This window comes from Phenylobacterium glaciei, from assembly GCF_016772415.1.
Lineage (GTDB): Bacteria > Pseudomonadota > Alphaproteobacteria > Caulobacterales > Caulobacteraceae > Phenylobacterium > Phenylobacterium glaciei.
This window is the reverse complement of sequence record NZ_JAGSGD010000001.1, coordinates 3,116,657-3,140,075: the sequence shown is the minus strand read 5'-3', so window position 1 is coordinate 3,140,075 and position 23,419 is coordinate 3,116,657. Positions and strand designations below refer to the sequence as shown.

Below are 23,419 nucleotides of genomic sequence, written 5' to 3'. Positions count from 1 at the left end.
GCTCCCGCCAAGGCCGGAGCATCATCTCAACGCAGCGATCACGATCCCGTTCCCGGTTCCATCACGAATTCGTGCCGTGCCTGTGGATAAGGTGACGCTGCCTCTTCGCGCCGCGCAGTCAGGCGTCGCCGTCGCCGCCCAGGACGCCGCCGATGATGCTGCCCAGGATGCCCGCGCCGGCGAGGCCGGCCACAGTGCGGCCGCCGGAGCCTTCACCCGAAGGCAGGTATTGGGCGATCGCCTCGGCCAGGTTGAGGATCGGCATGGACTGCAGGTGGACCTCGCCCGGGCCGGTCAGGCTGGCCAGGAACAGGCCCTCGCCGCCGAACAGGATGTTGCGGAAGCCCGGCACCATCTGGATGTCGAAGCTGACGCTGGGCTCGTGGACGCCGACGTGGCCGGCATGGACCAGCAGACGCTCACCGGGGGCCAGGGTCTTGGTGACCACCTCGCCGGAGAGATCCAGGAACACCACGCCGGGGCCGGTGACCTTTTGCAAAATGAAGCCCGCGCCGCCGAAGAAGCCCGAGCCGATGCGCTGCTGCCAGGCCAGTTCCAGGGAGACGCTGGTCTCGGCGCAGAGGAAGGTCTCGCGGCGGCATATCAGGCTTTCGCCAGGGGCGAGATGGCGCGCCAGGATCGAGCCCGGGAAGCGCGGGGCGAAGGCCACGTGGCCCTCGCCGCGGTCGGCGCTGAACTCGGTGATGAAGAAGCTGCCGCCGGTCAGGCTGCGCTTGAGTCCCGCGAACAGGCCGCCGCCGGTATTGGTGTGCATGCGGATGCCGTCGGTCATCCAGGCCATGGCGGCGGTCTGGCTGTAGATGGTTTCGCCAGGCGCCAGGTCGATGCCGACCGTCTGCATGACAGTGCCGGAAATCTCGTAGCGCATGGGCGGCCTCTGGGCTGGATGAGGCCCGAACATAGGGCCGCGCCGCAGGACAGGCTAGGATGGGGTTAGGAGGCGCGACATGGCCCGGATCCGCGAGATCGTCATCGACAGCCGCCATCCCGCGTCGCTGGCCCGGTTCTGGGCCGGGGTGCTGGCGGGCTATGAGGTGCGAGCCTACGACGCCGCGGAGATCGCGCGTCTGGCGGGGCTGGGCCTGACGCCGGAAACCGATCCCTCTGTGATGGTGGACGGGCCGGGGCCGATGCTCTGCTTCCAGCAGGTGGCGGAGCTCGCGCCGGGCCGGCGGATGCATCTGGACATCGTAGGCGGGCCCCGCGCGGACGAGGTCGCTCGGATTGTCGCCCTCGGCGGGACGGTGCGTGATACCCATGGCGATCACACGGTGATGCTCGATCCGGAGGGCGCGGCCTTCTGCGTGCAGGACCCTCGGGAGTAGGCATGCTGGACGACACCCCCCGGATCGCGGTGCTCGGCGCCATGGCGAGCGAACTGACCGCCCTGCGCAAAGAGCTCACCGAGACGACTGAGCACACGGTGGTGGGCGCCGCCTTCACGACGGGGGTGCTGGCCGGTAAGGCGGTGGTGCTGGTCCGCTGCGGCGTGTCGATGGTCAATGCGGCCATGGTCGCCCAGCGGACCCTGGACCTGTTCAACGTCACGCACCTGATGGTCAGCGGCTGCGCCGGCGGGGTCGAGCCGGAGCTGAAGGTCGGCGACGTGTTCGTGGCCTCCCAGTGGGGCCACTACCTCGACGTGGTGATGGGGCGCGAGGGGCCCTCCGGGTTCGAACCGGCCTCGGGCATCCCCAGCGGCTACGGCAATTTCGGGATGATGTTCCCCAAGGCCGCCGTGGTGACGGGACCGGACGGCGAGACGGAGCGCCGGTTCTGGTTCCCCGTGGCGCCGGCCATGCTGGCGGCGGCCCGCAAGCTGGCGGTGACGGTGGTGCTGTCCAAGGGCGCCGGCGCGGCGCAGCTGGACAAGACGCCGCGCGTGGTGGCCGGCGGAAATGGCGTCTCGGGCTCGGCCTTCGTCAACAACACCGAACTGCGGGACTATGTGTATGCGACCTTCGAGGCGGGCGTGCTGGACTGCGAGAGCGCGGCGGTGGCCCAGGTGGCCTGGTGCAACGGCAAGCCCTTCGTGGCGGTGCGCGGGCTGTCGAGCCTGGCGGGCGCTGGCGACGGGGACAAGCTCTACACCGCCTTCAACCAGCTGGCGTCGGACAACGCCGCGGCGGTGACCCTGGGGCTGATCCGCGCGCTCCAGATGGGGTAAAGGCCCGGCCCGAGACCCTCATCCGATTGAGTTGGATTGCGCTCTAGACCCTTTCCGGATCAGGTTGAATCAACCTGACCGGACAATACGGGTCTACCGCCTTGACGTTAGAGCGTGTCCGGGCGGCGAACCGGTTCCCACTTGCGCCTGACATGCTCTAGGAGCCTGTCCCGGTCATCGCCTCTGCGGCGTCGAACAGCTTGCGGCGCGAGGCGTTTGGCGGCGCGCATGGCCCCAGCAGATGACCCTCCACACCGCCTGGCAGATCACTTCAGGCGGGAACCGGTGGCGCTTGTAGGAAATCGGTTTCAATCTGATCCCCTCCGGCGGCCGTCACGCCACGACCGGAGACTGACAGCACCGGAGGAAGCGCCTTGGCCGAACGATTTGGACCGGAACATGTCGAGGCCTGGCGCCGGGACGGCGGCCTGGTGATTGAGAGGTTCTTCACCGAGGCAGAGGTGGCGGCCGTGGTCGCCGACTTCGAGAAGGTCTGGGGGCCGCCGCCGACCGACGCCCAGGCCCTGGACAAAAAGAAGGAAGGTGAGGTCGGGCGGTTTAATCCGGCGCAGTTCACCATGATCCAACCGGTGCCGATCGACTGTTCGCCGGCGCTGAACCTGATTGGCGTCCATCCGGCTATCGTCGCCTTCGCCAAGGCGGCGCTGAAGACCGACAAGGTGCATGTCTACCAGTGTCAGGCCTGGGCCAAGTTCACCGGAGAGGCTGACTATGACCAGCCGTTCCACTGCGACTTCGTCAATCACACGCTCACGGCGCCGTCGGAAGACTCCCACCTGAACTCGATCACCATCCTCTGCTATTTCAGCGACGTGACCGACGCTCACGGTCCGGCCCACTTCGTCACCCGGCCTGACGCCCAGGCGGCGGCCGCGCCGGAAGAGACCTTGTCCCAGGATCCCGACGTCCAGGCCCGGATCCAGGCCGGGCTGCTGGCCAGGTCGCGCTCCTCGGCCGGGCCGGCCGGCAGCATCTTTCCCTACACGATCGACGTCTATCATCGGGGGACCAACCTGACAGCGCCGGGCGGCCACCGCTATGCGCTGATGACCTGCTTCAAGGCCGCGGGGAACGAGGCCATCGCCTTCACACCCTGGGCGCACACTCACATGAAGCCCTGGCGCAATATCTTCGACAACGCCACGCCCGAGCAGCTCGCCTGTTTCGGGGTGCCGGAGCCGGGCGACCCGTTCTGGACGGAGGTCACGTTGCAGAGGACGCAGGCCCGCTATCCGGGCTGGAACTCGGCGGCCTACCGCGCGGCGATCACTGCCTAGAGCACGATGCGATCAGTCGGAATCGACTGATCGTTGAATCGTGCTCTAAATTCAACTGTGTAGAGCCGGATTCAGGCTTCGAGAGAAGCCATCCGGCTCTAGGGGGGCGTCAGTCCCGCCAGATCCAACGCAGGGTGTCGGCGAAGATCGCGCCGCCGTGGCGGAGGGAATGGCCGCCGACCCCGAACTCGAAGCGGTAGTCGTAGCCGGCCCAGTCCAGGGCCTTGGCCATGGCCTGGTTGCCCTGGGGCCAGTCGCCGGTGAAGTGGACCCCGTCGCCGGTCCCGCTCTGCAGGAAGACCCGCAGTGGCTTGCGCGGGGTGGCGCGCAGGATGAAGGGCCAGTTGTGGCCGCCGCGGATGTTCACGAACGAGCCGCAGTGGCTGATCACCCGGCCGAACTGTTCCGGAAAATGCCAGGCGGCGGTGAAGGCGCAGATGCCGCCGCTGGAGATGCCGCAGAGGGTGCGGCGGGCGGGGTCTTCGGTGATCGCCACCTCGCCCCTTACGAACGGCAGCAGGTCCTGGATCAGGAACCGGCCATAGTCGGCGGTCAGGGAGTCGTATTCGCGGCTGCGCTGCTCGGTCGGCGGCTCGTCGGACGCGGTCAGCCGGCCCGGATTGACGAACACCGCCACGGTCGGGCCGATTTCCCCCCTGGCGTGGAGGGTGTCCAGCACCTGGGTGACCCGGATCTGGCCCTCAGCCGGCAGGTAGAACGAAACCCCGTCCTGAAGGACGATCAGGCTGGCGGCCTGGGTGCGGTCGAGGCCCGGGGTCGTGTAGACCGCCACGTCGCGGACCGTGCCCGGGAAGACCCGCGCCCCGTCCCAATCGGCCCAACGCCGCAGATCGCCCTCCGGCGTACCGGGCCGCGGATAGGCCTCCCGGCAGGGATTGTAGTTGGCGTCGCCCGGCGCGGTCAGGGTTTCCACGAAAGAGGCGCGGGTTCGGCCGTTCATCTCGGTGGGCGCGGGCTGGTCGAGGCCCAGCAGCCGGTAGGTCTCGAAATCCATGCCCATGGGGTCTCCACCTCGTCCTGCGCAGCCGGAGTCTAGACCCTTTCCGGATCAGGTTGAATCAACCTGACCGGACAAAAACGATCTAGGCGGCGACGTCGAACCGCGCATCGGTGGCGTCAGCGCTCGCCAGGCTTTCCTGCGGCAGGTTGGCGCCCCGGCAGTCGGCGAACCGCAGCTGAGCGCCGGTCAGGTCGGTGGGCGTCCTGCGGGTCCCCACGACCAGATCCTGCAGCAGGGCGCCGCGCAGGTCAGCCTGGACCAGATTGGCGCCGCTCAGGCGCGCGCCGCGCAGGTCGGCGCCGCGCAGGTCGGCGGACCTCAGATCGGCCCCCTCCAGATTGGCGGCCTGCAGATCGGCGCCCTGGAGGTTGAGCCGGATCAGGATGGCGCCGGGCGCCTGCAGGCCGGTGAGCTGGGCCTTCAGCAGGGCGTCGCCGACCACTCGCAGATCCGCGCCGGCGAGCTGGGCGGCGCGGCCCTGCTTGCCCATGGTGAGGCACCAGACCTGATGGCCGGCCAGGGCCTCCATCAGGGCCGGGCGGCGGGCCATGGCCTCGGCGTTCGGCGCCTGGAGCGCGCCCATCAGGCAGGCGCCGGTGAGCATGGCGCCCACCAACTGCGCCCCGTCCATCACCGCGCCCGACAGGTCGGCGCCCTCCAGATTGACGTTTCGGAAATCGGCGTCCTCCAGCAGCGCGCCGCGCAGGTTGGCGGACTTGAGCTTGGCGCCCCTCAGATTGGCGCCGCGCATGGAACAGTCGGAAAAGTCGGCGGCGAAGGCGCTGGCGTCATCGAAACGGGCGCGGTTGAGATTGGCGCCGGACAGGTTGACGCCGTCGGCCACTGTCGCGCGCTTCTGGCGGCGGGACGTGGAGGCGAACCCGTCGGCGGTGTGGATGGCCAGCTGGCCCGGACGCAGGTCGGCGTCCTGCAGATCGGCGCCCGAGAGATCGGCGCCGTTGAGCACCGCCCCGCGCAGGTCTGCCCGGGCGAGCACGGCGTTGGTCAGGACCGCGCTGGTGAGGTCGCAGCCAAACAGCACGGCCCGGTTAAGCCGCGCGCCGGAGAGCTTGCAGTTGCTGAGGTCGGAGCCGCTGAGATCGGCGTCGGCGAGATCGCGGCCCGGAGCGGCCAGACCCGACAGGTCGGCGAAGCGCAGGATCAGCCTGGCCCCGCCCGCCTTACGCGCGAGGAACATCTCGTGGGCGACGACCTGCTTGGCGAATTCGACCTGGGTCGGCTTTTCGCGAAAGACGGCCAATGTGTTTCCCCTCTGACAGCGCGCAGGCTCGGGACCAGGTCCGGAAGACGCGACCATGCCCGTTGAGCCTTCAAGCAAAGATGAAGTCGAGGTCAGGAGCTGTCGGTCAAATTGACGCAGTTCAGGTGCAGATTTCCGGATAATCGAGCCTCCGGGAGTGCAGACTTGAGTAATCGGGACTCCGATCGCTTCGGTGACCTGGAGCGCGACCAAGCGATCAAGCGGAATCTCTGACCGCTTGATCGTGGTGTAGATTCAAGGTCATAGGGCCGGATTCAGGCTTCAGGATGCGGCCAAACCGCTCTCGGAAATGCCGTCCGGACTCGGACGATAGGGGGGTTCGACCTGCCCCGACGCATCCGCGGCGTTCTTGCGGGCCCGGTTTACTGGGGGCGGCAAGTTTACTCAGCGCGACGTCAGGCGGCCTTGTCGAACCTGGCTTCGGCGGCGTCGGCCAGGTCGAGCTGGCCGGGCGAGAGCAGGGCGCCGCGGCAGTCGGCGTAGCTGAAGCGGGCGCCGGTGAGGTCGGTGTTGGTGGTGCGCCCGTCGATCTCCAGGTGCAGCAGCGTGGCCCCGCGCAGGTCGGCCCGCGCCAGGTTGGCGCCGGCCAGCCGCGCGCCCCGGAGATCCGCGCCGCGCAGGTTGGCGCCGCGCAGATCGGCGCCCTCGAGGTTGGCGGCCTGCAGGAAGGCGCCCCCTAGGTTGAGGCCCACGAAACAGGCGCCCGGGGCCTGCAGGCACGTCAACTGGCCGGCGGCCAGGGCGTCGCCGACAACCCGGAGATCAGCGCCTTCGACCTGGGCGGCTGAGCCTTGCCTGCCGTTGGTCAGGCACCAGACCTGATGGCCGGCCAGGGAGTCCAGCAGGGCCGGGCGCCGCGCGAGGGCCTCGGCCGAAGGGGCGTGCACCACGCGGTCCATGATGGCCTCGTGGGTGGTCGAGCCCATCAGCTGGACGCCGGACATCACCGCATTGGTGAAGTCGGCGTTCTCCAGGTTGGCGCTGGTGAAGTCGGCTGCCTCGAGCAGGGCGCTGGTGAACTTGGCGGACTTCATCTTGGCGCCGTTCATCTTGGCGCCGCGCAGGGTGGCGTCGGAGAAGTCGGTGGCATAGGCGGTGTTCACGTCGGCGCGGATGCGGCTGGAGATCCCATCGGGCATACCGGCGCGCTGGCGCTGCGAGACCGAGATGAACCCTTGCGCCGAATGGGCGGCGATCTGGCCGGGACGGAAGTCGGCGTCGGTCAGGTCGGCCCCCGAGAGGTCGGCGCCGCAGAGCACCGCGCCGCGCAGGTCGGCGCGCAGCAGGCTGGCGCCGGCGAGATTGGAGCCGCGCAGGTCACTGCCGAACAGCATGGCGCGGTCGAGGATGGTCCCGGAGAGGTCGCAGCCGCGCATGCTGGCGCCGCTCAAATCCGCGTCGGCAAGGTTGCGACGGGGCATGGCCAGGCCGGTGAGATCGGCCATGGGCAGGATCATCCGGCGGCCGCCCGGACTGCCGGCCAGGAACTTCTCATGGCTGAGCACATGGCCCACCAGTTCGGCCTGGGTAAAACGTTCGATGGCTTTCTGCACCAGGACCCCACGCACGTTCGGCCATTCGGGCCGTCGGGTTGAAACCCAACGTTGCGTGAGAGACGTGAAGAAACGTGAATCGGGCTTGGTGAATAACGAGCGCGTTTTGACGCACCGAGGCCGAGCTTGGGCCCGTCAGACGGCCTGTCCGGCGCACCATCCCGAGGACCAGGCCCATTGGAAGTTGTACCCGCCGAGCCAGCCGGTGACGTCCACCACCTCGCCGATGAAATAGAGGCCCGAAACGTCGCGCGCCTGCATCGTGCCCGGATCGAGGCTTTCGGTGTCCACCCCGCCCAGGGTGACCTCGGCTGTGCGGTAGCCTTCCGACCCCACCGGCTTGACGGTCCAGCGGTTCACAGCGGCGTCGACGCGGGTCAGCACCTTGTCTGGCAGGTCGGCGATATTGCCCAGCGCGCCCTCGTCCTCGGCCACCATCTGGGCCAGGCGCTTGGGAATGTGGTCGGCGAGCACGGTGGCCACAGCCTGGCGGCCGCGGGTGGTCTTGGCGAGCTTCATGGCGGCCATCAGGTCGACGCTGGGCGCCATGCTCAGCGTGATCTCCTGACCCTCGCGCCAGTAGGAGGAGATCTGCAGGATGGCGGGGCCTGAGAGCCCGCGGTGGGTGAACAGCATGGCTTCCGTGAACCTGGTCTTGCCGCAGGCGACGACGGCGTCGACGGCGACGCCGGCCAGGGGCTTCAGCTTCTCCAGGGCGCCGACCTCGAAGGTCAGGGGCACGAGGGCGGGACGGGTCTCCACCAGGGGAAGGCCGAACTGGGCGGCGATCTCGTAGCCCCAGCCGGTGGCGCCCATCTTCGGGATCGACTTGCCGCCGGTGGCGACGACGAGCGAGGCGCAACTGACCGCGCCGCCGGGCAGGGCAAGGTCAAAGCCGGTGGCGGTCTTGGTCACGCCTGCCACGGCGGTGGCCAGGCGCAGCTGGACCTTTGCGGCCTTCATCTCCGCCAGCAGCATCGCGATGATGTCCTTGGCGGTCTCGTCGCAGAACAGTTGGCCCAGGGTTTTTTCGTGCCAGGCGATGCCGTAGCTATCGACGAGCGCGACGAAGGCCTTTGCCGGATAGCGGCGCAGCGGCCCCTTGGCGAAGCGCGGGTTGGTCGAGATGAAGTTGGTGGGATTGGCGTTGATGTTGGTGAAGTTGCAGCGGCCGCCGCCGGAGATGCGGATCTTCTCGCCCGCCGCCTTGGCGTGATCCACCACCAGGACCGAGCGGCCGCGCTTGCCCGCCTCGATGGCGCACATCATCCCGGCGGCGCCTGCGCCCACCACCACGACGTCGAAGCTTTGCATGGCTAGTTGAGCGGGCCGGAGAGCCAGGCTTCGAGCATCGGCACGACCGCGGTCCCGGGCTGGTAGCCGCGGGTGACAACGCCATAGGCGCCGGCCTCGGTGGGCCCGGCGATCAGGGTCGGGAAGCCGGTGACCCCGGCCTGCTGCGAGGTCCCGTAGTCGCGCCAGGTCTCGTGCTTGAGGTCGTCGGTGTCGAAGATGTCGAGGAACCGCTGGCCGTCCATGTCGCGCTCGGTGATCAGCCGGGCCAGGACCTCGGGGTCGGCGATGTTGGTGTTCTGCGCATAGAAGGCGGCCTGCAGGTCGCCGAGGAAGGTCAGGGCCAGCTCGGTGTCGTGGCGGCGCACGAAGACCACGGCGCGGGCCGCCGGGTCGGTGTCATAGAGGAAGCCCGGGGTGTCGAGGACGGCGGGATCGAAGGGCAGGCCGGAGGCCTCGGTGACGTGGGTCCAGTGGCCGGCCAGTTCGGTCTTGGCCTTGTCGGTCATGGGCGTGTCGGTCCCCGGACGCAGGCCGCCCATGATCAGCTGGATCGGCAGCGCGCGGCCGAAGGTCTTGCGGATGTCGGCGATCACCGGCGAGAACCCGTAGCACCACGAGCACATGGCGTCGGCGAAGTAGATCAGGTGCGGGGTCTGCATGGTGGGCTGAGTGTAGCACCAGCGACGGGGGCGTCGTGAGTGGGTTTGTGCGCTCCTAACACTCCCCCCTGATCGTCATGGCCGGGCTTGTCCCGGCCACCCATGATCTCCGTGGTCCAGCAAGATGGATGTGGCGCCCGCCGCGTGACCTGCGGCTAGACGGAGATCATGGGTCCCCGGGACAAGCCCGGGGATGACGGAGGTTAGGTGGTTGGACTACCCCGGATGCGCGCCCGCGGCCTTGGCCAGCTTCAGGGCCTCGTCCAGGGCCTGGTCGGTGGGAACGGCGACGTTGGGGGTGACGCCCTTGCCTTCCCAGTCCCAGTTGGTGTCGGGGTCGTAGGAGCGGCCGACGGGGACGAAGGCGCCGAAGCGGTCGCCGACCTCAAGGACCCCGCCATAGTGGCCCGCGCCCCGCGTGGTCTCACCCACCAGAGTGGCGCGGTGGGTGCGTTTGAAGGCGAGCGCCAGATGTTCGGCCGCCGAGGCCGAGCGGCGCGAGGTGAGGTAGTAGACCGGGACCTTCTGCAGGCGCGTCTCACCCTTGTCGGGAGTCACGACGTGGTCGTGGCTGACCAGGGTCGGCGGGGAGGCCTGGCGGACCAGGGTCGGGCCGTCGGTCAGCGGGCCGCTATCCTCGATACCGGCGCGGGTGTCCATCCGCACCAGATGGGTGGTCTTGGCGTAGAGCAGGGGCAGGATGGCGTCCATCACGGCCAAGCCCCCGCCCCGATGCGGCCGGGCGTCGATGATGACGGCCTTGGCGTCCGCATGGGCCAGCAGGAAGGCCCGCGCCTTCTCCGGCTCGGGCGGCTCATCAACGAACTGATTGAAGCGCAGATAGGCGACGTCCCCGATCATCCGGGCGTCCTCCAGCCCGGGAGGGCCCGAGGCGCGCGCGCTCGCCGGAATGTCGGCGGCGGGCGGGCGCGGGGTGTTCCAGGCGCTCTCGGGGGCCAGGCGCAGGTGGCCGTCCTTCGCGAGCGCCTGGAGGTCGCTGGTCACCTTCTCTCCGAAGGCGGTCGGGTCGGTGAGGCCTTCATAGGCGCCCGCGGCCAGGTTGGCCCGCAGCTGGCCGGCGTACCTCGCGCCGATGTCTGGGAACAGGAAGTTGGCCTTGAGCGCCGTGGCCAGCTTCTCGATCACATCGCGGCGCTCGGCGGCGTCCATGGGCTTGGCCACGGCGGCGGCGGCCGGAGCGGTCTGGGCGTGCGTAACGCCGTTGAGACCGGTGACGAGGACGAGAGCCGCGCCGGCGGCCACCAGATGACGACGCATGAAAGGTCTCCAGGACTGGCGCGGTGATAGGCGGGGTCTCTGGACGACGGCAAGTTAAGCTCCGGTAAGCTTGGCCAAGCAGGTTCGCTGTTTCCCCTTGATCGTGTTCGTCGGACAGCCAAACTCCGCGCCTCGGTTTTGCGGAGTGATCGAATGCTTACGAGTCGGGTTGCTATGGCGGCTGTGGCGGCCCTGCTGGTGAGCACCGGTCCGGCCCTGGCGGCGGGCAAGGACGCCAAGGTGTGGGCGGCGGTCGAGAAGGCTCGGGAGGGCCAGCTCGAGCTGCTGAAGTCGGTGGTGAACATCGATAGCGGCACCGGTGACATCGAGGGCGGCCGCAAGGTCGCCGCCGTCCTGATCCCCCGGCTCAAGGCGCTGGGCATGACCATCGAGAGCGTGCCCGCCGAAATCCCCGGCCTGCCGGAGAACACGGTCGCGACGCTGACCGGGACCGGCAAGGCCAAGATCCTGATGATCGGCCATATCGACACGGTGTTCGGGCCGGGCACGACAGCCAAGTGGTCGTACTCGGTCGAGGGCGACCACGCCCGGGGGCCTGGCGTCGCCGACGAGAAGGGCGGGGTGATCGAGGGGCTCTACGCGCTGCAGATCCTGCACGACATGGGGTTCAAGAATTTCGCCAAGATCACCTTCCTGATCGAGACGAGTGAAGAGCGGGGCTCGCCGGGGACGCGGGCCCTGATCGACAGGCTGGTGAAATCCCACGACGTGGAGCTGAATCTGGAGCCCGGCGACGCGCCCGACGTGATCACGGTGTGGCGCAAGGGCTCATCGACCATGAACATCGACGTGAAGGGCCGCGCCGCCCACGCCGGCGTCGCGCCCCAGGACGGCCGCAACGCCGCTGTCGAGTTGATCCACCAGCTGGCGACCGTGGAGCCCATGCCGCACTCGGGCGACGGCCTGACGGTGAACCTGACGATCATCCAGGCCGGCTCGCGCTACAACATCATCCCCGAGGCCGCCCGGGCGCAGCTGAATGTGCGGGCCCGCAAGAAGAGCGAGTTCGACGACGTCGAGGCCGCCCTGCAGGCCGCCGCCAAGACCACGGTGGTGCCCGACACCACGGTGACGGTGACCCGGGAAGTGTCTTTCCCGCCGCTGGCCAGCAATCCGGCGACGGACGCCTTGGCGGTGCGCGCCCAGGCCATCTATGCCGGCCTCGGATTGAAGCTGGGCACCGGCGGCAATGGCGGGGCGTCGCAGTCGGCGTTAGCCTATGAGGCGGGCACGCCCGCGTTGGATGGGCTGGGTCCGGTGGGCGGCGGCTTCCACTCCGAGAAGGAGTTCATGGACCTGAAGTCGGTGACGCCGCGGCTGTATCTGCTGACCAAGCTGATCATGGATCTGAGCGCCAACCCGCCGAAGACTTGATCCATCCCCAACCTATGGATCGTCATGGTCGGGCTTGTCCCGGCCACCCATGATCTCAGAGATTCAGCAAGCATCCCTGGCGTCTGCCGCGCGATCTGCGGATGGGCGGAGATCATGGGTCCCCGGGACAAGCCCGGGGATGACGGTGGTTAGTTGGACAGTTCTGACGCGCGTTCTTCCACATCTGACCCCCAATGCCCCTCGAAGCTCTGGGCTTCGATGAAGATGCGGGTGACGTCGGGGTGGGCGGACTTGATGGCCTTCTCGATGCGGCTGACGGTGCGCTCCACCTCGCCGGCGGGCATGGCGTCGTCGAAGTCGAGGCTGAGGGCCACGAGGATGTCGCTGGGGCCGAAGTGCATGGTCAGCAGCTCGTTGACCCGCGCCACGCCCGGCTGGGCGTCGGCGATGGCCTTGATCTCGGTGCGGGTATGGGGGGCGGCGGCCTCGCCGGTGAGCAGGCTCTGGCTCTCGGCGGCCAGGAAGAAGGCGGTGAAGCCCAGGATCAGGCCGACGCCGACGGAGGCGACGCCATCCAACACCGGCATGTTCAGGGTCTGGGAGAAGAACACCCCCAGCAGGGCCACCAGCAGGCCCAGCAGGGCGGCGGTGTCCTCGAACAGCACGGTGAAGACGGTGGGGTCCTTGCTGGACTTCACGGCCTCCACCCAGCCGCGGCCGGCGCGCTCGGTGTTGAAGGACTTCAGCGCCACGATCCACACCGCGCCCTCGAAGATCACCCCGAAGGCCAGGACCGCGTAGTTGACCCAGGCGTTCTCGATGGGCTCGGGATTTCGGATGCGCTCAATGCCGTGCAGCACCGAGACCACGGCCCCGACCCCGAAGATCAGGACGGCCACCACGAAGGTGTAGAAGTAGAGCTGCAGGCCGTAGCCCAGGGGATGGCGCTCGGTGGGGTCCTTGGCGGCGCGGCGCAGGCCGTTGAGCAGCAGCAGCTGGTTGCCGGTGTCGACGACGGAGTGGATCGCCTCGCTCATCATGGCGCTGGAGCCGGTGAGGATCGCCGCGGCGAACTTGGTCACCGCGATGGCGGTGTTGCCGGCCAGGGCGGCGAAGATGACGGTGCGCGAGTGGGCCATGGGTCGTGGGGGAACGCGGCAGGGGCGAAATCGTCTGTCGCCATCGCGAGCGAGCTTGGCTAGCCTGTCGGCATGATGATCGGTTTCGTCGCGGTCTAGCCGCGCCTCCAGCCCCTTCGACCTGACCGTGCGGCCCTCTGGGTCGTGCTCCAGCGCCTGTGTGCGCGCATCATCTGAAAGACAAAAACATGGATCTGATCATCCGCGGGGCCGCGCGCCCCGACGACGCCTACATGCCTATCTGGGCTCCGCTGCTGGCCTTCAACCAGAAGACCGTGGGGGACGCGCAAGGGGAGCCCTTCGCGCTGACCATCTCCGAAGCCGACAGCGATGAGGTGCTGGGCGGGCTCTGGGCGCTGTCGCTTTGGGGCTCCTTCTATATCGGCCTGGTGGTGACGCCGGAGGGCGCTCGCGGCGAGGGGCTGGGGACGCGGCTGATGGGGAAGGCGGAGGCCGAGGCGGTCGCCCGGGGCTGTCACAATATGTGGCTCGACACCTACGCCTTCCAGGCGCGAGCCTTCTATGAGCGGCTGGGGTTTGAAGTGTTTGGCCAGATCGACGGCCCGGCGCCGATGTTCCCCCGCTGGTTCATGCGCAAGGACCTGTAGTCGCGCGCAGAACCGACGTCCCACGTCGGCGCGGAAGGGTTGTCAGCCGGCCAGTGTCGTCCGCGCGACGCCTGGCGGCTGGCGCACGGGGTCGGCGCGTTGGCTTTCGGGGTCACAAGATCGGGCGGTGTCGGGTTACCGAGTCGGGGCCACGGCGCCGGCGGTTTCCGGGGTGGGCTCGGCAGGCGCCGGCTCGGGCGCGACGTCGGCGGGGTCAGTGTTCGCCTGGAAGGTCTTGCCCATCAGCTTGGCGCGTTCCTCCAGGGCGTGGGCCGTGGGGACGCAGCGGACCGGCAGGGTCCAGCCCATCCAGTTCTGGGCGACCTGGCGCTTGGGCATGGCGCTGGCGGCGTTCCAGGTGGCGTGGCCCTTCTTCACCGCGGCGGCGCCGACGATGTTGATCGGCTTGAGGCTGGCGCGCTCGGCGGTCTCCATGGCGCGGCCGAAAAGCTTCATGTCCTTCTGCGCCTGCGCCTGGATGGTGGAATAGGCCGCCATCTTCTCGGCCAGGGTGGTGGCGGGGTTCACCGGCGGGGTTTTCTCGATCTCGGTGACGTCAGGCATCATCTGATCGTGCAGGTCGACGTAGCCGCGCAGGGCCCCGTAGCACCAGCCCACCAGGCCGTAGTCGTCGTGGGGAGCACCGGCGGGATAGGGCATGTCCTCGGTGAGGGTGCGGTCGTTATAGGCGGGCGCGGAACCGGCGGGCTCGGCGGCGGCGAACAGGGCGAGGGCGGCGATGAGTGCGGACATGGAGCCTTGGAACCTTGAAACTGTGTCGATCAGGAGGCGGCGCGTGATCCGAACCCACCGCCCCCCGGGGTTTTGATCTCGATCACGTCGCCAAGCTGGACCGTAACGGAGAAGCAGCCCGGCAGTTCCTTTACCGCGCCATCGGCGCTGATCAAACGCTGCTCGCCCATCAAGGCCGGGCCGCCGCCGGCGATACCTTGGGGGGCATGGTCGCGGCGGGTGGAGAGCAGGGCGGCCTCCATGGGCGCCAGGAAGCGGACGCGCCGCACCGCCCCGTCCCCGCCGCGGTGCGCGCCGTCGCCGCCTGAGCCCTCGCGGATGGCGTAGGTCTCGACGCGGACCGGGAAGCGGCGCTCCAGGATCTCCGGGTCGGTCAGACGCGAGTTGGTCATGTGGGTGTGGACGGCGCTGGCGCCATCGGCGTCCGCGGTGGCGCCGGCGCCGCCGCAGAGGGTTTCGTAGTACTGGCGGGTCTCGTCGCCGAAGGTGAAGTTGTTCATCGACCCTTGGGCGTTGGCCATCACGCCCAGCGCCGCATAGAGGGCGTCCACCACGTGCTGGCTGGTCTCGACATTGCCGGCCACCACGGCGGCGGGCGGGGCGGGGGCCAGCATGGAGCCGGGGCGGGTCAGGATGTTGAGCGGCGCCAGGCACCCGGAGTTCAGCGGGATGTCGTCGTCCACCAGGGTGCGGAAGACATAGAGGGCCGCGGCGTCGACGATGGCCGAGGGGGCGTTGAAATTGGATGGCAGCTGGTCGGCGGACTGACGGAAGTCGAGCGTCGCCTCGCCGGCGACGGCGTCCACCGTGGTGACCACGACGATCTGGCCGCCGCCGTCCATGGGCACGCGGGCCTCGCCGTTGGAGAGCCTGCCGATGGCGCGGCGCACGCTGGCCGTGGCGTTGCGCTGTACGAAGGTCATGTAGGCGGCCACGACGTCGCCGCCGAAGCCCTCGATCATGCCCGCCACAGCCGACGCGCCGGCCTGGCAGGCGGCGATCTGGGCCTTGAGGTCGGCGATGTTGCGGTCCGGGGCGCGGGATGGCCAGCGTCCAGCCCCCAGGGCTATCCGCGCATCGGCTTCAAGAAAGCCGCCGCCGCGCATGATCGGGATGGCGTCCAGCATGACACCCTCCTCGTCGATGGTCCTTGAGAAGGGCGGCATGGAGCCCGGCTGCACCCCGCCGACATCGGCATGGTGGCCGCGGGCGGCGACGTAGAAGGCGGCCGTCTGGGACCCGGGCATGAACACCGGCATGACCACGGTGATGTCGGGCAGGTGGGTGCCGCCGGCATAGGGGTTGTTCAGCGCGAAGGCGTCGCCGGGCGCGAGCGTCGGGTGGCGGTCGCGGACGGCCCGGACGCTGGCGCCCATGGAGCCCAGGTGGACCGGCATGTGCGGGGCGTTGGCCACCAGGCCGCCGTCGGCGTCGAACAGGGCGCAGGAGAAGTCCAGCCGCTCCTTGATGTTCACCGAGTGGGCGGTGCGCTCCAGGGCCGCGCCCATGGCCTCGGCGACCCCCATGAAGCGGCGGTTGAACAGTTCCAGCGTGACCGGGTCGGGGCGGTCCAGGGCGATGGCGCGGAGCTGCACGCCGCCGGCACGGGTCAAGCGGATCAGGCCGCCCTCTTCGGCGGTGGCCCGCCAGCCCAGCGGCAGGGCGATCTGGGTGTCGGGGCGGACGATGAGGGCCGGGCCGTCCAGGGTGGTGAGCGTCTCGGCGGCGACGATGGGGGCGGGAGTGGCTTCGCCGTGGGCGAACATCTCTATCCGCTCATCCCCGCGAAAGCGGGGACCCAGGCTCTTTTCGGAAGGCTCGGCGCGCTTGGATAAACCACCTGGGTCCCCGCTTGCGCAGGGATGAGCGGTGTCTTGGATGGCCTCGGCTTCGACGCTGGCGATGATGATCGTCCGGTCGGGCTCAACGAAACCGAACAGACGGCGGTGGGCGGTTTCGAAGGCGGCCTTGACCTCGGCCAGGGGGCCGAGCGCCGTGGGCAGTTCGGCGTCGGCGTCGTCGTAGCGCAGGCGTAGGGTGCGGGTGAGCTGGCCGTCGTCGGCGCCCTGGTCGGCCAACGCCTGGCGGGCCTCAGCTTCGACGCCCTCCAGCAGGGTCGCGGCGCGGGCGAGGCCGGCGTCGTCGAGGGTGGCGTCGAGCCCGGCCTGCTTCAGGGCGGTGACCCGGGCCTGGCCGATGCCCCAGGCCGAGAGCACGCTGCCGTAGCGGGGGCAGAGCACCTCATCGACGCCCAGCGCCTGCGCCACCTGGCAGCCGACCTGGCCCGCCGCGCCACCGAAGGCCACCAGCGCATGCCCGCGCGGGTCGAAGCCCCGCTCGGTGGAGATGCGGCGCACGGCCTGGGCGGTCTGTTCAACCGCGATGGCCACGAAGCCCTCGGCGGCGGCCTCGACGCTGGCCGCGCCCATGGCCTCGGCGAGTTCGGCGAGGCGGGCGCGGGCGGCGTCCACGTCCAGGGGCGCGTCGGCGGTAGGCCCGAAGATGGCCGGGAAGAAGCGCGGATCTAGGCGGCCCAGCACCAGGTTGGCGTCGGTCACCGTCGCGGGACCGCCGCGGCCATAGGCGGCGGGGCCGGGATTGGCGCCGGCGCTATGGGGACCGACCCGGGCGCGCAGGCCATCGAAGAACAGGATCGAGCCCCCGCCCGCCGCAACGGTCTCCACGTCCAGCATCGGGCTGCGCAGTTTCACGCCGGCGATCGTCGCGGTGTCGCGGCGCTCCAGGCGTCCGGCATAACGGCAGACATCGGTGGAGGTGCCGCCCATGTCGAAGCCCAGGGCCTGCTCGGCCCGGGCGGCGTCGGCGGTGTTGGCCACCCCCACCACGCCGCCGGCCGGGCCCGACACCACGGCGTCGCGGCCCCGGAAGGCGCTGGCCCGCACCAGACCGCCGGCTGAGGTCATGAAATAGAGCGGGGCGCCGGGCACCGCGCCGGCCACCTTCTCGACGTAGGCGCGCAGCACCGGGGTCAGATAGGCGTCGGCCACGGTGGTCTCGGCGCGGGGAATGTAGCGGGGCAGGGGGGAGACCTCGTGGCTCAGGGCCACGAACTCGAAGCCCGCGGCGCGGGCCAGGTCGCCCGCCGCGACCTCGTGGGCCGGGTTGAGGTCAGCGTGCAGGAAGGCGATGGCGGCGGCGGTGTAGCCCTGCGCGACGGCGGCCTTCAGTTTGGCGGCGAGGTCGTCGCGGTCCAGGGTTTCCACCACGGCGCCGTCAGCGGCGAGGCGTTCCCTGGCCTCGACGACGCCGGAATAGAGCGGCTCGGGGCGGACGATGTTGAGGGCGAACAGGTCGGGGCGGGACTGGTCGCCGATCATCAGGGCGTCGGCGAAGCCCTGGGTGGCCACGAAAAGGGTCTTGGCGCCGCGCCGCTCCAGCAGGGCGTTGGTGGCCACGGTGGTGCCCATCTTGATGGCCTCCACCCGCTCGGCCGGGAAGCGGGATCCGGGACCCGCGCCCAGCACCCGGCGCATCGCCTCGACGGCGGCGTCCTCATAGGCCGGCGAACTGGACAGCAGCTTGCGCGAGACCTCCTCGCCGTCGCTCGCCCTGCCGATCACGTCGGTGAAGGTGCCGCCGCGGTCGATCCAGAAACTCCAGAGTCTGTCCAAAACTTAACCTGCCTGCGGGATCATGCGCGTTGTGTTTGCTGCGTTGCGGAAGTAGCCTTGTCGATACTCCCATGAGTTTCTGGCGCAACATTGCTGGGCTCGCCGTCCGCCGCCCCGATGGTTGCGAAGACTGCGACGAGTGTCCTCCGGGCCTGCCCGGCGAGGATCCCACCTTCACGACTGCCGTCACGGCGCTCGGCGCCAAGCTCGCCAAGGCCGATGGCCGGGCCAGCGTGGGCGAGTTCGACGCCTTCGCCCAGGTGTTCCACACCGACGCGGCGTCGGAGCGCAACATCCACCGCCTGTACGACCTGGCCCGGCAGACCACCCGGGGCTACGAGAGCTATGCGATCCGGCTGGCCAAGCGCTATCGCAACTGCCCGGCTCTGCTGGAGGACGTCCTGGACGGCCTGTTCCACATCGCTGGCTCGGACGGGGCGGTGACCTATGACGAGTTGGTCTATCTGGAGCATGTGGCGGTGCTGTTCGGCTTCTCGCCCCTGGTGTTCCGCCGGCTGAAGGCCACCCATCTGGGCCTCAGCGCCGAGGACCCCTATGGCGTGCTGGGGGTGCCCCATGACGCCCCCGACGAAGAGGTCCGCAGCGCCTGGAAGGGCGCGCTGATCGTCGCCCACCCGGACCGCGCCCGGGCGCGTGGCCTGCCCAACGAATTCATCGAGGTGGCGGAGGCCAAGGCCGCCGCCATCAACTCAGCCTTCGACACCATCATGCGCGAACGCCGGGAAATGGCGCTCGAAGGGGTGGCATAACGCTGGTTTCGTTGTTTTTTGCGTCTTGAAGCGTTGACGGCGCGTATCGCCGGAACAACATAGTCGTTGAAGCCACCGGAAGAGGTGGCGCCAGAGGAAGCCATGGTCAGGGAATTCGCCCGCAAACACGGTTCGGCGCTTCGCAGTTTCGCGGTGCTGGGCGGCGCTTTGGCCACCACGGCTGCGGTCGTCATCGCCGCGGTCCTGGCCCTGTTCGCCGCCGCCACGGTGGTGGTGATCGCGGTGATGTCCTCGGCCCTGCTGGCGCTGGCCGGCCTCGCCCTGCGCGCCAAGCGCACGGCCCATGCCCGTCGCGACGACGGCGTCCTCGAAGCCCGCAACCTGGGCGGCCACCACTGGGTCGCCTACGGCTGGAACGACCGGCGGTAATTTAGATCCGCTCATCCCGGCGAAGGCCGGGACCCAGATACATCCGCAGCATTCAGGGCTCTTGGCCCAGGCCATGACCTACGACCTGGATCCCGGCCTTCGCCGGGACGAGCGGGTGATGGGCAGTTCTCCTCCTCTCACGCTGACGCTGCGTAGGGCTTGCCCGGCTGCATCACCCCCTCTACCGTCGCTTCAAACAAGCGTTGGGAGAGAACGGCATGATTGGTGTGATCGCGGTCCTGAAGGTCGCTGAAGGCAAGAACGCGGAATTCGAGGCGATCTTCACCGACCTCGCCAAGCAGGTGCGGGCCAATGAGCCCGGAAACCTCGCCTATCAGCTCACCAAGAGCCGCACCGATCCCCAGACCTACAAGGTCCTGGAGCTCTACAAGGATCAGGACTCCCTGACCGCCCACGGCGGCACGGACTACTTCAAGGCCGCCGGCGCCAAGATGGGGCCCTGCATGGGCGGCCGTCCCGAAATCGAATACCTCGACGGCGTTTAGGAGCCAGAACGTGGACCTCGATTTCTCGCAAGGTGACCTCGCCTTCCGCGACGAGGTCCGCGCCTTCATCGCCCAGGCCTTCGACGACGACATGCGGGCCCATATGGGCCAGTCGAAGAACGCCCATATCGACAAGACCGGCCAGGTTCGCTGGTGGAAACGCCTGAACGAAAAGGGCTGGATGGCGACTGACTGGCCCGCCGAGTATGGCGGGACCGGCTGGACCCATGCCCAGAAGTACATCTTCGACATGGAGATGGCCCTGGCCGGGGCGCCCGACACCTCCAACATGGGGGTGCGGATGTGCGCCCCCGTGGTGATGGCCTTCGGGACCGACGAACAGAAGAAACAGCACCTGCCCAAGATCCTCTCAAGCGAGGTGTGGTGGTGCCAGGGCTATTCCGAACCGGGCTCCGGATCTGACCTCGCCTCGCTCTCCATGAAGGCCGAGCGGGATGGTGACCATTATGTGCTGAATGGTTCAAAAATCTGGACGACCTACGCCCAGCACGCCGACTGGATGTTCTGCCTGGTGCGGACCGCCAACGAGGCGATCAAGCAGATGGGGATCAGCTTCCTGCTGCTGGACATGACGACGCCGGGGATCAGCATCGTCCCCCTGCCGACCCTGGACGGGCCGCCGGATGGCGAGCAGGAGATCAACCAGGTGTTCTTCGAGAACGTCCGGGTGCCGGTGGCCAACCGGATCGGCGAGGAGAACCAGGGCTGGACCTACGCCAAGTACCTGCTGCAGTTCGAGCGCGGCAACGCCTATGCGCCGGGCCTGACCAACATGCTGGCCAAGGTGAAGATGATCGCCGGGGCCGAGCGCTCCGACGGCGGCCAGCGGATGCTGGATGACACCGATTTCCGCCGCAAGCTGACCGAGACCCAGATCAAGGTCGACGCCTTGAACGCCACCGAACTGCGGATGTTCGCGGCGCGCACGGCGGGCGAGGCGATGGGGGCGGCGTCCTCGATGTTTAAGCTGGAGGGCAGCCAGGCCCAGCAGGCGATCACCGAACTGGCCCTGGAGGCCGCGGGCCTCTACGCTCAGCCCTTCGTGCGCGACACCTTCGCCGAGATCCGCGGCGAGCGGAACGAGCCTCGCGCCGGCCCCGACTACGCGGCCACCGTGGCGCCGATGTACTTCAACTACCGCAAGACCTCGATCTATGCGGGCTCCAACGAGATCCAGCACAACATCATCGCCAAGATGGTGCTGGGGCTGTGAGCTTCGGCGCCTTCGAAGCGGCGCTGGCTCAGGCGGTCGCCGACGGCAAGATCGCCGGGGCCGTGGCCCTGGTCACCGACCGGGACGGGGTGACCTACGAACATGCCGCCGGCGTCCGCGCGGCCGGGCAGCCGGCGGCGATGGATGCGGCGACCGTGTTCTGGATCGCCTCGATGACCAAGGCGGTGGTGTCGGTGGCGGCCCTGCAACTGGTGGAGCAGGGCAAGCTGACCCTGGACGGCGACCTGGGCGACCTTTGTCCGGACCTGAAGGACCTCCAGGTTCTGGAGGGCGTTGCTGACGGCAAGGCCAGCCTGCGGCCCGCCAAGGGGTTCGTGACCCTGCGCCAGCTGCTGAGCCACACCTCGGGCTTCGCCTATACCTTCACCCACCCGGAATTCCTGGCCTTCTCCCAGACGCAGGGTGCTCTCGACCCCAACTCCGGCAGCCGCGCGGCGCATCGCCAGCCGCTGATGTTCGACCCCGGCCAGGGCTGGATTTACGGCATCGGCATCGACTGGGCGGGTATCGTCATCGAGGCGGCCAGCGGCGAGCGGCTGGACGCCTATCTGATACGGCACATCTTCGGACCGCTGGGGATGAGCGACACAGGTTTCGCCCTGTCGGACGGTCAGGCTGCGCGCAAGGCCAGCGTCCATGTCCGCGGCCCGGACGGGGCGCTGATCCCCATTCCCTTTGGCCTGCCGGCCAACCCTGAGGTGCTCTCGGGCGGTGGCGGGCTCTACTCGACGGCGGCCGACTACGCCAAGTTCCTGCGCATGCTGCTGGGGGAGGGCGGCGGCGTGCTGTCGGCCAGGACCCTGCGCAGCCTGTCGGAGAGCCACAGCGGGAGCCACAAGGCGGGCTTCATCAAGTCGGCCGCGGCCAGCCTGTCCAACGACTTCGACCTTTATCCGCACATGGCCACCGGCCACGGCCTGGCGACCATGATCACGCCCGAGCCCACCGGCGACGGTCGCTCGGCGGGCAGCCTCGCCTGGGCCGGCCTGGCCAACACCTACTACTGGGCCGATCCGGAGGCAGGGCAAGGCGGAGTGCTGATGACCCAGCTGCTGCCGTTTGCTGATCCTGAGGTGCTCACCCTGCTGCGGGCCCTGGAACGCGGGGCGTACGGGCTGGATTAACGAAAGCCTTCCCCCATCGAGGGGGAAGGGGGTCAGGACCGTGCTATCAACCCCGCCAGCCGCGTCACCCCGTCCTCGATCTCGGCGTCGGTGGGCAGCGAATAGCTGAGGCGGATCGCGTTGGCCGTCGGGACCTCGGCGAAGAAGGGTTCGCCCGGCACGAAGGCGACGCGCTCCTCGGCAAGCGACCGCTCCAGGAGCAGCTTGCCGTCCATCCCCTCCGGCAGCCACAGCCAGACGAACATGCCGCCCTCGGGCTTGGTCCAGGTGACGCCGGCCGGCATGTGGCGCTCCAGGGCGGACAGGGTGGTGGCGGCCTTGGCGCCGTAGGCGGTGCGCAGGGCGCCGAGGTGCTGCTCGTAGCCCTGGCTGACCGTGGCGTGCAGGGCCATCTGGTTGATGGTGGAGACGTGCAGGTCGCAGCCCTGCTTCAGCAGGACCAGCTTCTCGATCACCGCCTTGGGCCCGCAGACCCAGCCTATGCGCAGGGCCGGCGAGATGGTCTTGGAGAAGGTGCCGCAGAACAGGGTGCGGGCCTCTTCGATGGAGCCGGAGCGGGCGATGTCGAGGGCCAGCAGGGTGGGCAGGGGCTCGCCGTCGAAGCGCAGCTCGCGATAGGCGGCGTCCTCGATCAGGGTCATGTCCAGTTCGGCGGCCAGGTCCAGCAGTGCCTCGCGCTCGGCCAGCGTCAGGCTCTCGCCGGTGGGATTGGCGAAGTCGGGGACGAAATAGCCCAGAGGATGGGGCTCGCGGCCCGCCATCAGGGCCTCAGTATCGACGCCGGCGCGCAGGGCGTTCGCCGGCAGGTCCAGGTAGGCCGGCTCGTAGGCGTTGAAGGCCTGCAGTGCGCCCAGATAGGTGGGCCGGGCCACCATCACCGTGTCGCCCCGGGTCAGGAACAGCTTGCCCAGCAGGTCGAGCGCCTGCTGCGAGCCGGCCGTCAGGATGATGTTGTGCTCGTCGCACTCCACGCCATCCAGGGCCATGCGCTGCGCGATCCAGCGGCGCAGGGGCAGGTAGCCCTCGCTCACCGAATACTGCAGGGCGGCGCGCGATTGGTCGGGGTCGGCCAGGATGGCGTCGTAGGCGGCCTGGATCTGGTCGGCGGGGAACAGGCCGGGATCGGGAATACCGCCGGCGAAGGAGAGGATGTCGGGCTGATCCAACAGCTTCAGGAGCTCGCGGATCTCGCTGGCGCGGACGCGGGTCATCCGCTGCGAAAAGCGCGCGGCCCAGTCGGGGGTCGGGGTGGTCATGAGCTTGGTCTCTAGTTCGTATCGCCGACGCCGCAAAGGCGTCCAAGGACCGCGC

Annotated in this window: 21 protein-coding genes; 10 read left to right on the top strand and 11 right to left on the bottom strand. The window is 69.0% G+C overall.

Going from position 1 to position 23,419, the window contains the following annotated elements:
* Positions 1–118: 118 nt before the first annotated feature.
* Positions 119–889, bottom strand: coding sequence for a TIGR00266 family protein (locus tag JKL49_RS15470; protein ID WP_215341517.1), 771 nt, complete (start codon positions 887–889; stop codon positions 119–121).
* A 79-nt stretch (positions 890–968) separates the two neighbouring features.
* Here JKL49_RS15470 and JKL49_RS15465 point away from each other — a divergent pair, with 79 nt between their 5' ends.
* The 3 genes from JKL49_RS15465 to JKL49_RS15455 all read left to right on the top strand — a co-directional run bounded on the left by JKL49_RS15465 (position 969) and on the right by JKL49_RS15455 (position 3,486).
* On the top strand, positions 969–1,346 hold the full coding sequence (locus JKL49_RS15465) for a VOC family protein (protein WP_215341516.1): 378 nt from the start codon (positions 969–971) through the stop codon (positions 1,344–1,346).
* Positions 1,347–1,348: 2 nt separating this feature from the next.
* Positions 1,349–2,188, top strand: coding sequence for a 5'-methylthioadenosine/S-adenosylhomocysteine nucleosidase (locus JKL49_RS15460; protein ID WP_215341515.1), 840 nt, complete (start codon positions 1,349–1,351; stop codon positions 2,186–2,188).
* 374 nt (positions 2,189–2,562) lie between these two features.
* Positions 2,563–3,486, top strand: a complete 924-nt coding sequence (locus JKL49_RS15455) for a phytanoyl-CoA dioxygenase family protein (RefSeq protein ID WP_215341514.1) — start codon at positions 2,563–2,565, stop codon at positions 3,484–3,486.
* Between the two features lie 109 nt (positions 3,487–3,595).
* Here the strand turns inward: JKL49_RS15455 and JKL49_RS15450 are convergent, their stop codons facing one another.
* The 6 genes from JKL49_RS15450 to JKL49_RS15425 form a co-directional block, all read right to left on the bottom strand.
* Entirely contained in the window at positions 3,596–4,501 is a 906-nt protein-coding gene (locus tag JKL49_RS15450; RefSeq protein WP_215341513.1) for an alpha/beta hydrolase, read from the bottom strand.
* An 88-nt stretch (positions 4,502–4,589) separates the two neighbouring features.
* A complete protein-coding gene (locus JKL49_RS15445) occupies positions 4,590–5,768 on the bottom strand; it encodes a pentapeptide repeat-containing protein (RefSeq protein WP_215341512.1) in 1,179 nt (392 codons plus the stop codon).
* 416 nt (positions 5,769–6,184) lie between these two features.
* Entirely contained in the window at positions 6,185–7,357 is a 1,173-nt protein-coding gene (locus JKL49_RS15440; RefSeq protein ID WP_215341511.1) for a pentapeptide repeat-containing protein, read from the bottom strand.
* 120 nt (positions 7,358–7,477) lie between these two features.
* Positions 7,478–8,656 (bottom strand): BaiN/RdsA family NAD(P)/FAD-dependent oxidoreductase, encoded by a 1,179-nt coding sequence (locus JKL49_RS15435; protein ID WP_215341510.1) that lies wholly within the window; start codon positions 8,654–8,656, stop codon positions 7,478–7,480.
* Between the two features lie 2 nt (positions 8,657–8,658).
* The gene (locus tag JKL49_RS15430; RefSeq protein WP_215341509.1) at positions 8,659–9,297 is read right to left on the bottom strand and encodes a DsbA family protein; all 639 of its coding nucleotides are present in this window, start codon (positions 9,295–9,297) and stop codon (positions 8,659–8,661) included.
* 216 nt (positions 9,298–9,513) lie between these two features.
* Positions 9,514–10,575: a S41 family peptidase gene (locus JKL49_RS15425; protein WP_215341508.1), complete on the bottom strand. Its 1,062-nt coding sequence runs from the start codon at positions 10,573–10,575 to the stop codon at positions 9,514–9,516.
* Between the two features lie 174 nt (positions 10,576–10,749).
* Here JKL49_RS15425 and JKL49_RS15420 point away from each other — a divergent pair, with 174 nt between their 5' ends.
* Positions 10,750–11,970, top strand: a complete 1,221-nt coding sequence (locus JKL49_RS15420; RefSeq protein WP_215341507.1) for a glutamate carboxypeptidase — start codon at positions 10,750–10,752, stop codon at positions 11,968–11,970.
* Between the two features lie 149 nt (positions 11,971–12,119).
* Here JKL49_RS15420 and JKL49_RS15415 read toward each other — a convergent pair whose 3' ends face one another.
* Entirely contained in the window at positions 12,120–13,070 is a 951-nt protein-coding gene (locus JKL49_RS15415; protein ID WP_215341506.1) for a cation diffusion facilitator family transporter, read from the bottom strand.
* A 188-nt stretch (positions 13,071–13,258) separates the two neighbouring features.
* On the opposite strand from JKL49_RS15415, the gene JKL49_RS15410 reads away from it, so the two are divergent.
* The gene (locus JKL49_RS15410; RefSeq protein WP_215341505.1) at positions 13,259–13,678 is read left to right on the top strand and encodes a GNAT family N-acetyltransferase; all 420 of its coding nucleotides are present in this window, start codon (positions 13,259–13,261) and stop codon (positions 13,676–13,678) included.
* Positions 13,679–13,813: 135 nt separating this feature from the next.
* Here the strand turns inward: JKL49_RS15410 and JKL49_RS15405 are convergent, their stop codons facing one another.
* A complete protein-coding gene (locus JKL49_RS15405) occupies positions 13,814–14,431 on the bottom strand; it encodes a hypothetical protein (protein WP_215341504.1) in 618 nt (205 codons plus the stop codon).
* Positions 14,432–14,460: 29 nt separating this feature from the next.
* Entirely contained in the window at positions 14,461–18,063 is a 3,603-nt protein-coding gene (locus tag JKL49_RS15400) for a hydantoinase B/oxoprolinase family protein (RefSeq protein ID WP_215341503.1), read from the bottom strand.
* Positions 18,064–18,134: 71 nt separating this feature from the next.
* Between JKL49_RS15400 and JKL49_RS15395 the strand changes: the two genes are divergently transcribed.
* From JKL49_RS15395 to JKL49_RS15375, 5 genes are all read left to right on the top strand, one after another.
* On the top strand, positions 18,135–18,833 hold the full coding sequence (locus JKL49_RS15395; protein WP_215341502.1) for a J domain-containing protein: 699 nt from the start codon (positions 18,135–18,137) through the stop codon (positions 18,831–18,833).
* Between the two features lie 102 nt (positions 18,834–18,935).
* Positions 18,936–19,223 (top strand): hypothetical protein, encoded by a 288-nt coding sequence (locus JKL49_RS15390; RefSeq protein ID WP_215341501.1) that lies wholly within the window; start codon positions 18,936–18,938, stop codon positions 19,221–19,223.
* A 218-nt stretch (positions 19,224–19,441) separates the two neighbouring features.
* Positions 19,442–19,729, top strand: a complete 288-nt coding sequence (locus JKL49_RS15385; RefSeq protein ID WP_215341500.1) for a putative quinol monooxygenase — start codon at positions 19,442–19,444, stop codon at positions 19,727–19,729.
* Between the two features lie 10 nt (positions 19,730–19,739).
* Positions 19,740–20,963, top strand: a complete 1,224-nt coding sequence (locus JKL49_RS15380) for an acyl-CoA dehydrogenase family protein (RefSeq protein ID WP_215341499.1) — start codon at positions 19,740–19,742, stop codon at positions 20,961–20,963.
* Positions 20,960–22,108: a serine hydrolase domain-containing protein gene (locus JKL49_RS15375; protein WP_215341498.1), complete on the top strand. Its 1,149-nt coding sequence runs from the start codon at positions 20,960–20,962 to the stop codon at positions 22,106–22,108. The genes JKL49_RS15380 and JKL49_RS15375 overlap by 4 nt, the downstream gene beginning before the upstream one ends.
* A 32-nt stretch (positions 22,109–22,140) precedes the next feature.
* Here the strand turns inward: JKL49_RS15375 and JKL49_RS15370 are convergent, their stop codons facing one another.
* Positions 22,141–23,364, bottom strand: coding sequence for an aminotransferase-like domain-containing protein (locus tag JKL49_RS15370; protein WP_215341497.1), 1,224 nt, complete (start codon positions 23,362–23,364; stop codon positions 22,141–22,143).
* Between the last annotated feature and the right edge of the window lie 55 nt (positions 23,365–23,419).

Excerpts from the sequence above, each read along its gene's own strand:
- JKL49_RS15465 (WP_215341516.1), top strand. The coding sequence starts at position 969 with ATGGCCCGGATCCGCGAGATCGTCATCGACAGCCGCCATCCCGCGTCG.
- JKL49_RS15410 (WP_215341505.1), top strand. The coding sequence starts at position 13,259 with ATGGATCTGATCATCCGCGGGGCCGCGCGCCCCGACGACGCCTACATG.
- JKL49_RS15430 (WP_215341509.1), bottom strand. The coding sequence starts at position 9,297 with ATGCAGACCCCGCACCTGATCTACTTCGCCGACGCCATGTGCTCGTGG.
- JKL49_RS15390 (WP_215341501.1), top strand. The coding sequence starts at position 18,936 with ATGGTCAGGGAATTCGCCCGCAAACACGGTTCGGCGCTTCGCAGTTTC.
- JKL49_RS15385 (WP_215341500.1), top strand. The coding sequence starts at position 19,442 with ATGATTGGTGTGATCGCGGTCCTGAAGGTCGCTGAAGGCAAGAACGCG.
- JKL49_RS15370 (WP_215341497.1), bottom strand. The coding sequence starts at position 23,364 with ATGACCACCCCGACCCCCGACTGGGCCGCGCGCTTTTCGCAGCGGATG.
- JKL49_RS15395 (WP_215341502.1), top strand. The coding sequence starts at position 18,135 with ATGAGTTTCTGGCGCAACATTGCTGGGCTCGCCGTCCGCCGCCCCGAT.
- JKL49_RS15405 (WP_215341504.1), bottom strand. The coding sequence starts at position 14,431 with ATGTCCGCACTCATCGCCGCCCTCGCCCTGTTCGCCGCCGCCGAGCCC.
- JKL49_RS15470 (WP_215341517.1), bottom strand. The coding sequence starts at position 889 with ATGCGCTACGAGATTTCCGGCACTGTCATGCAGACGGTCGGCATCGAC.
- JKL49_RS15425 (WP_215341508.1), bottom strand. The coding sequence starts at position 10,575 with ATGCGTCGTCATCTGGTGGCCGCCGGCGCGGCTCTCGTCCTCGTCACC.
- JKL49_RS15420 (WP_215341507.1), top strand. The coding sequence starts at position 10,750 with ATGGCGGCTGTGGCGGCCCTGCTGGTGAGCACCGGTCCGGCCCTGGCG.
- JKL49_RS15450 (WP_215341513.1), bottom strand. The coding sequence starts at position 4,501 with ATGGATTTCGAGACCTACCGGCTGCTGGGCCTCGACCAGCCCGCGCCC.
- JKL49_RS15460 (WP_215341515.1), top strand. The coding sequence starts at position 1,349 with ATGCTGGACGACACCCCCCGGATCGCGGTGCTCGGCGCCATGGCGAGC.
- JKL49_RS15415 (WP_215341506.1), bottom strand. The coding sequence starts at position 13,070 with ATGGCCCACTCGCGCACCGTCATCTTCGCCGCCCTGGCCGGCAACACC.
- JKL49_RS15435 (WP_215341510.1), bottom strand. The coding sequence starts at position 8,656 with ATGCAAAGCTTCGACGTCGTGGTGGTGGGCGCAGGCGCCGCCGGGATG.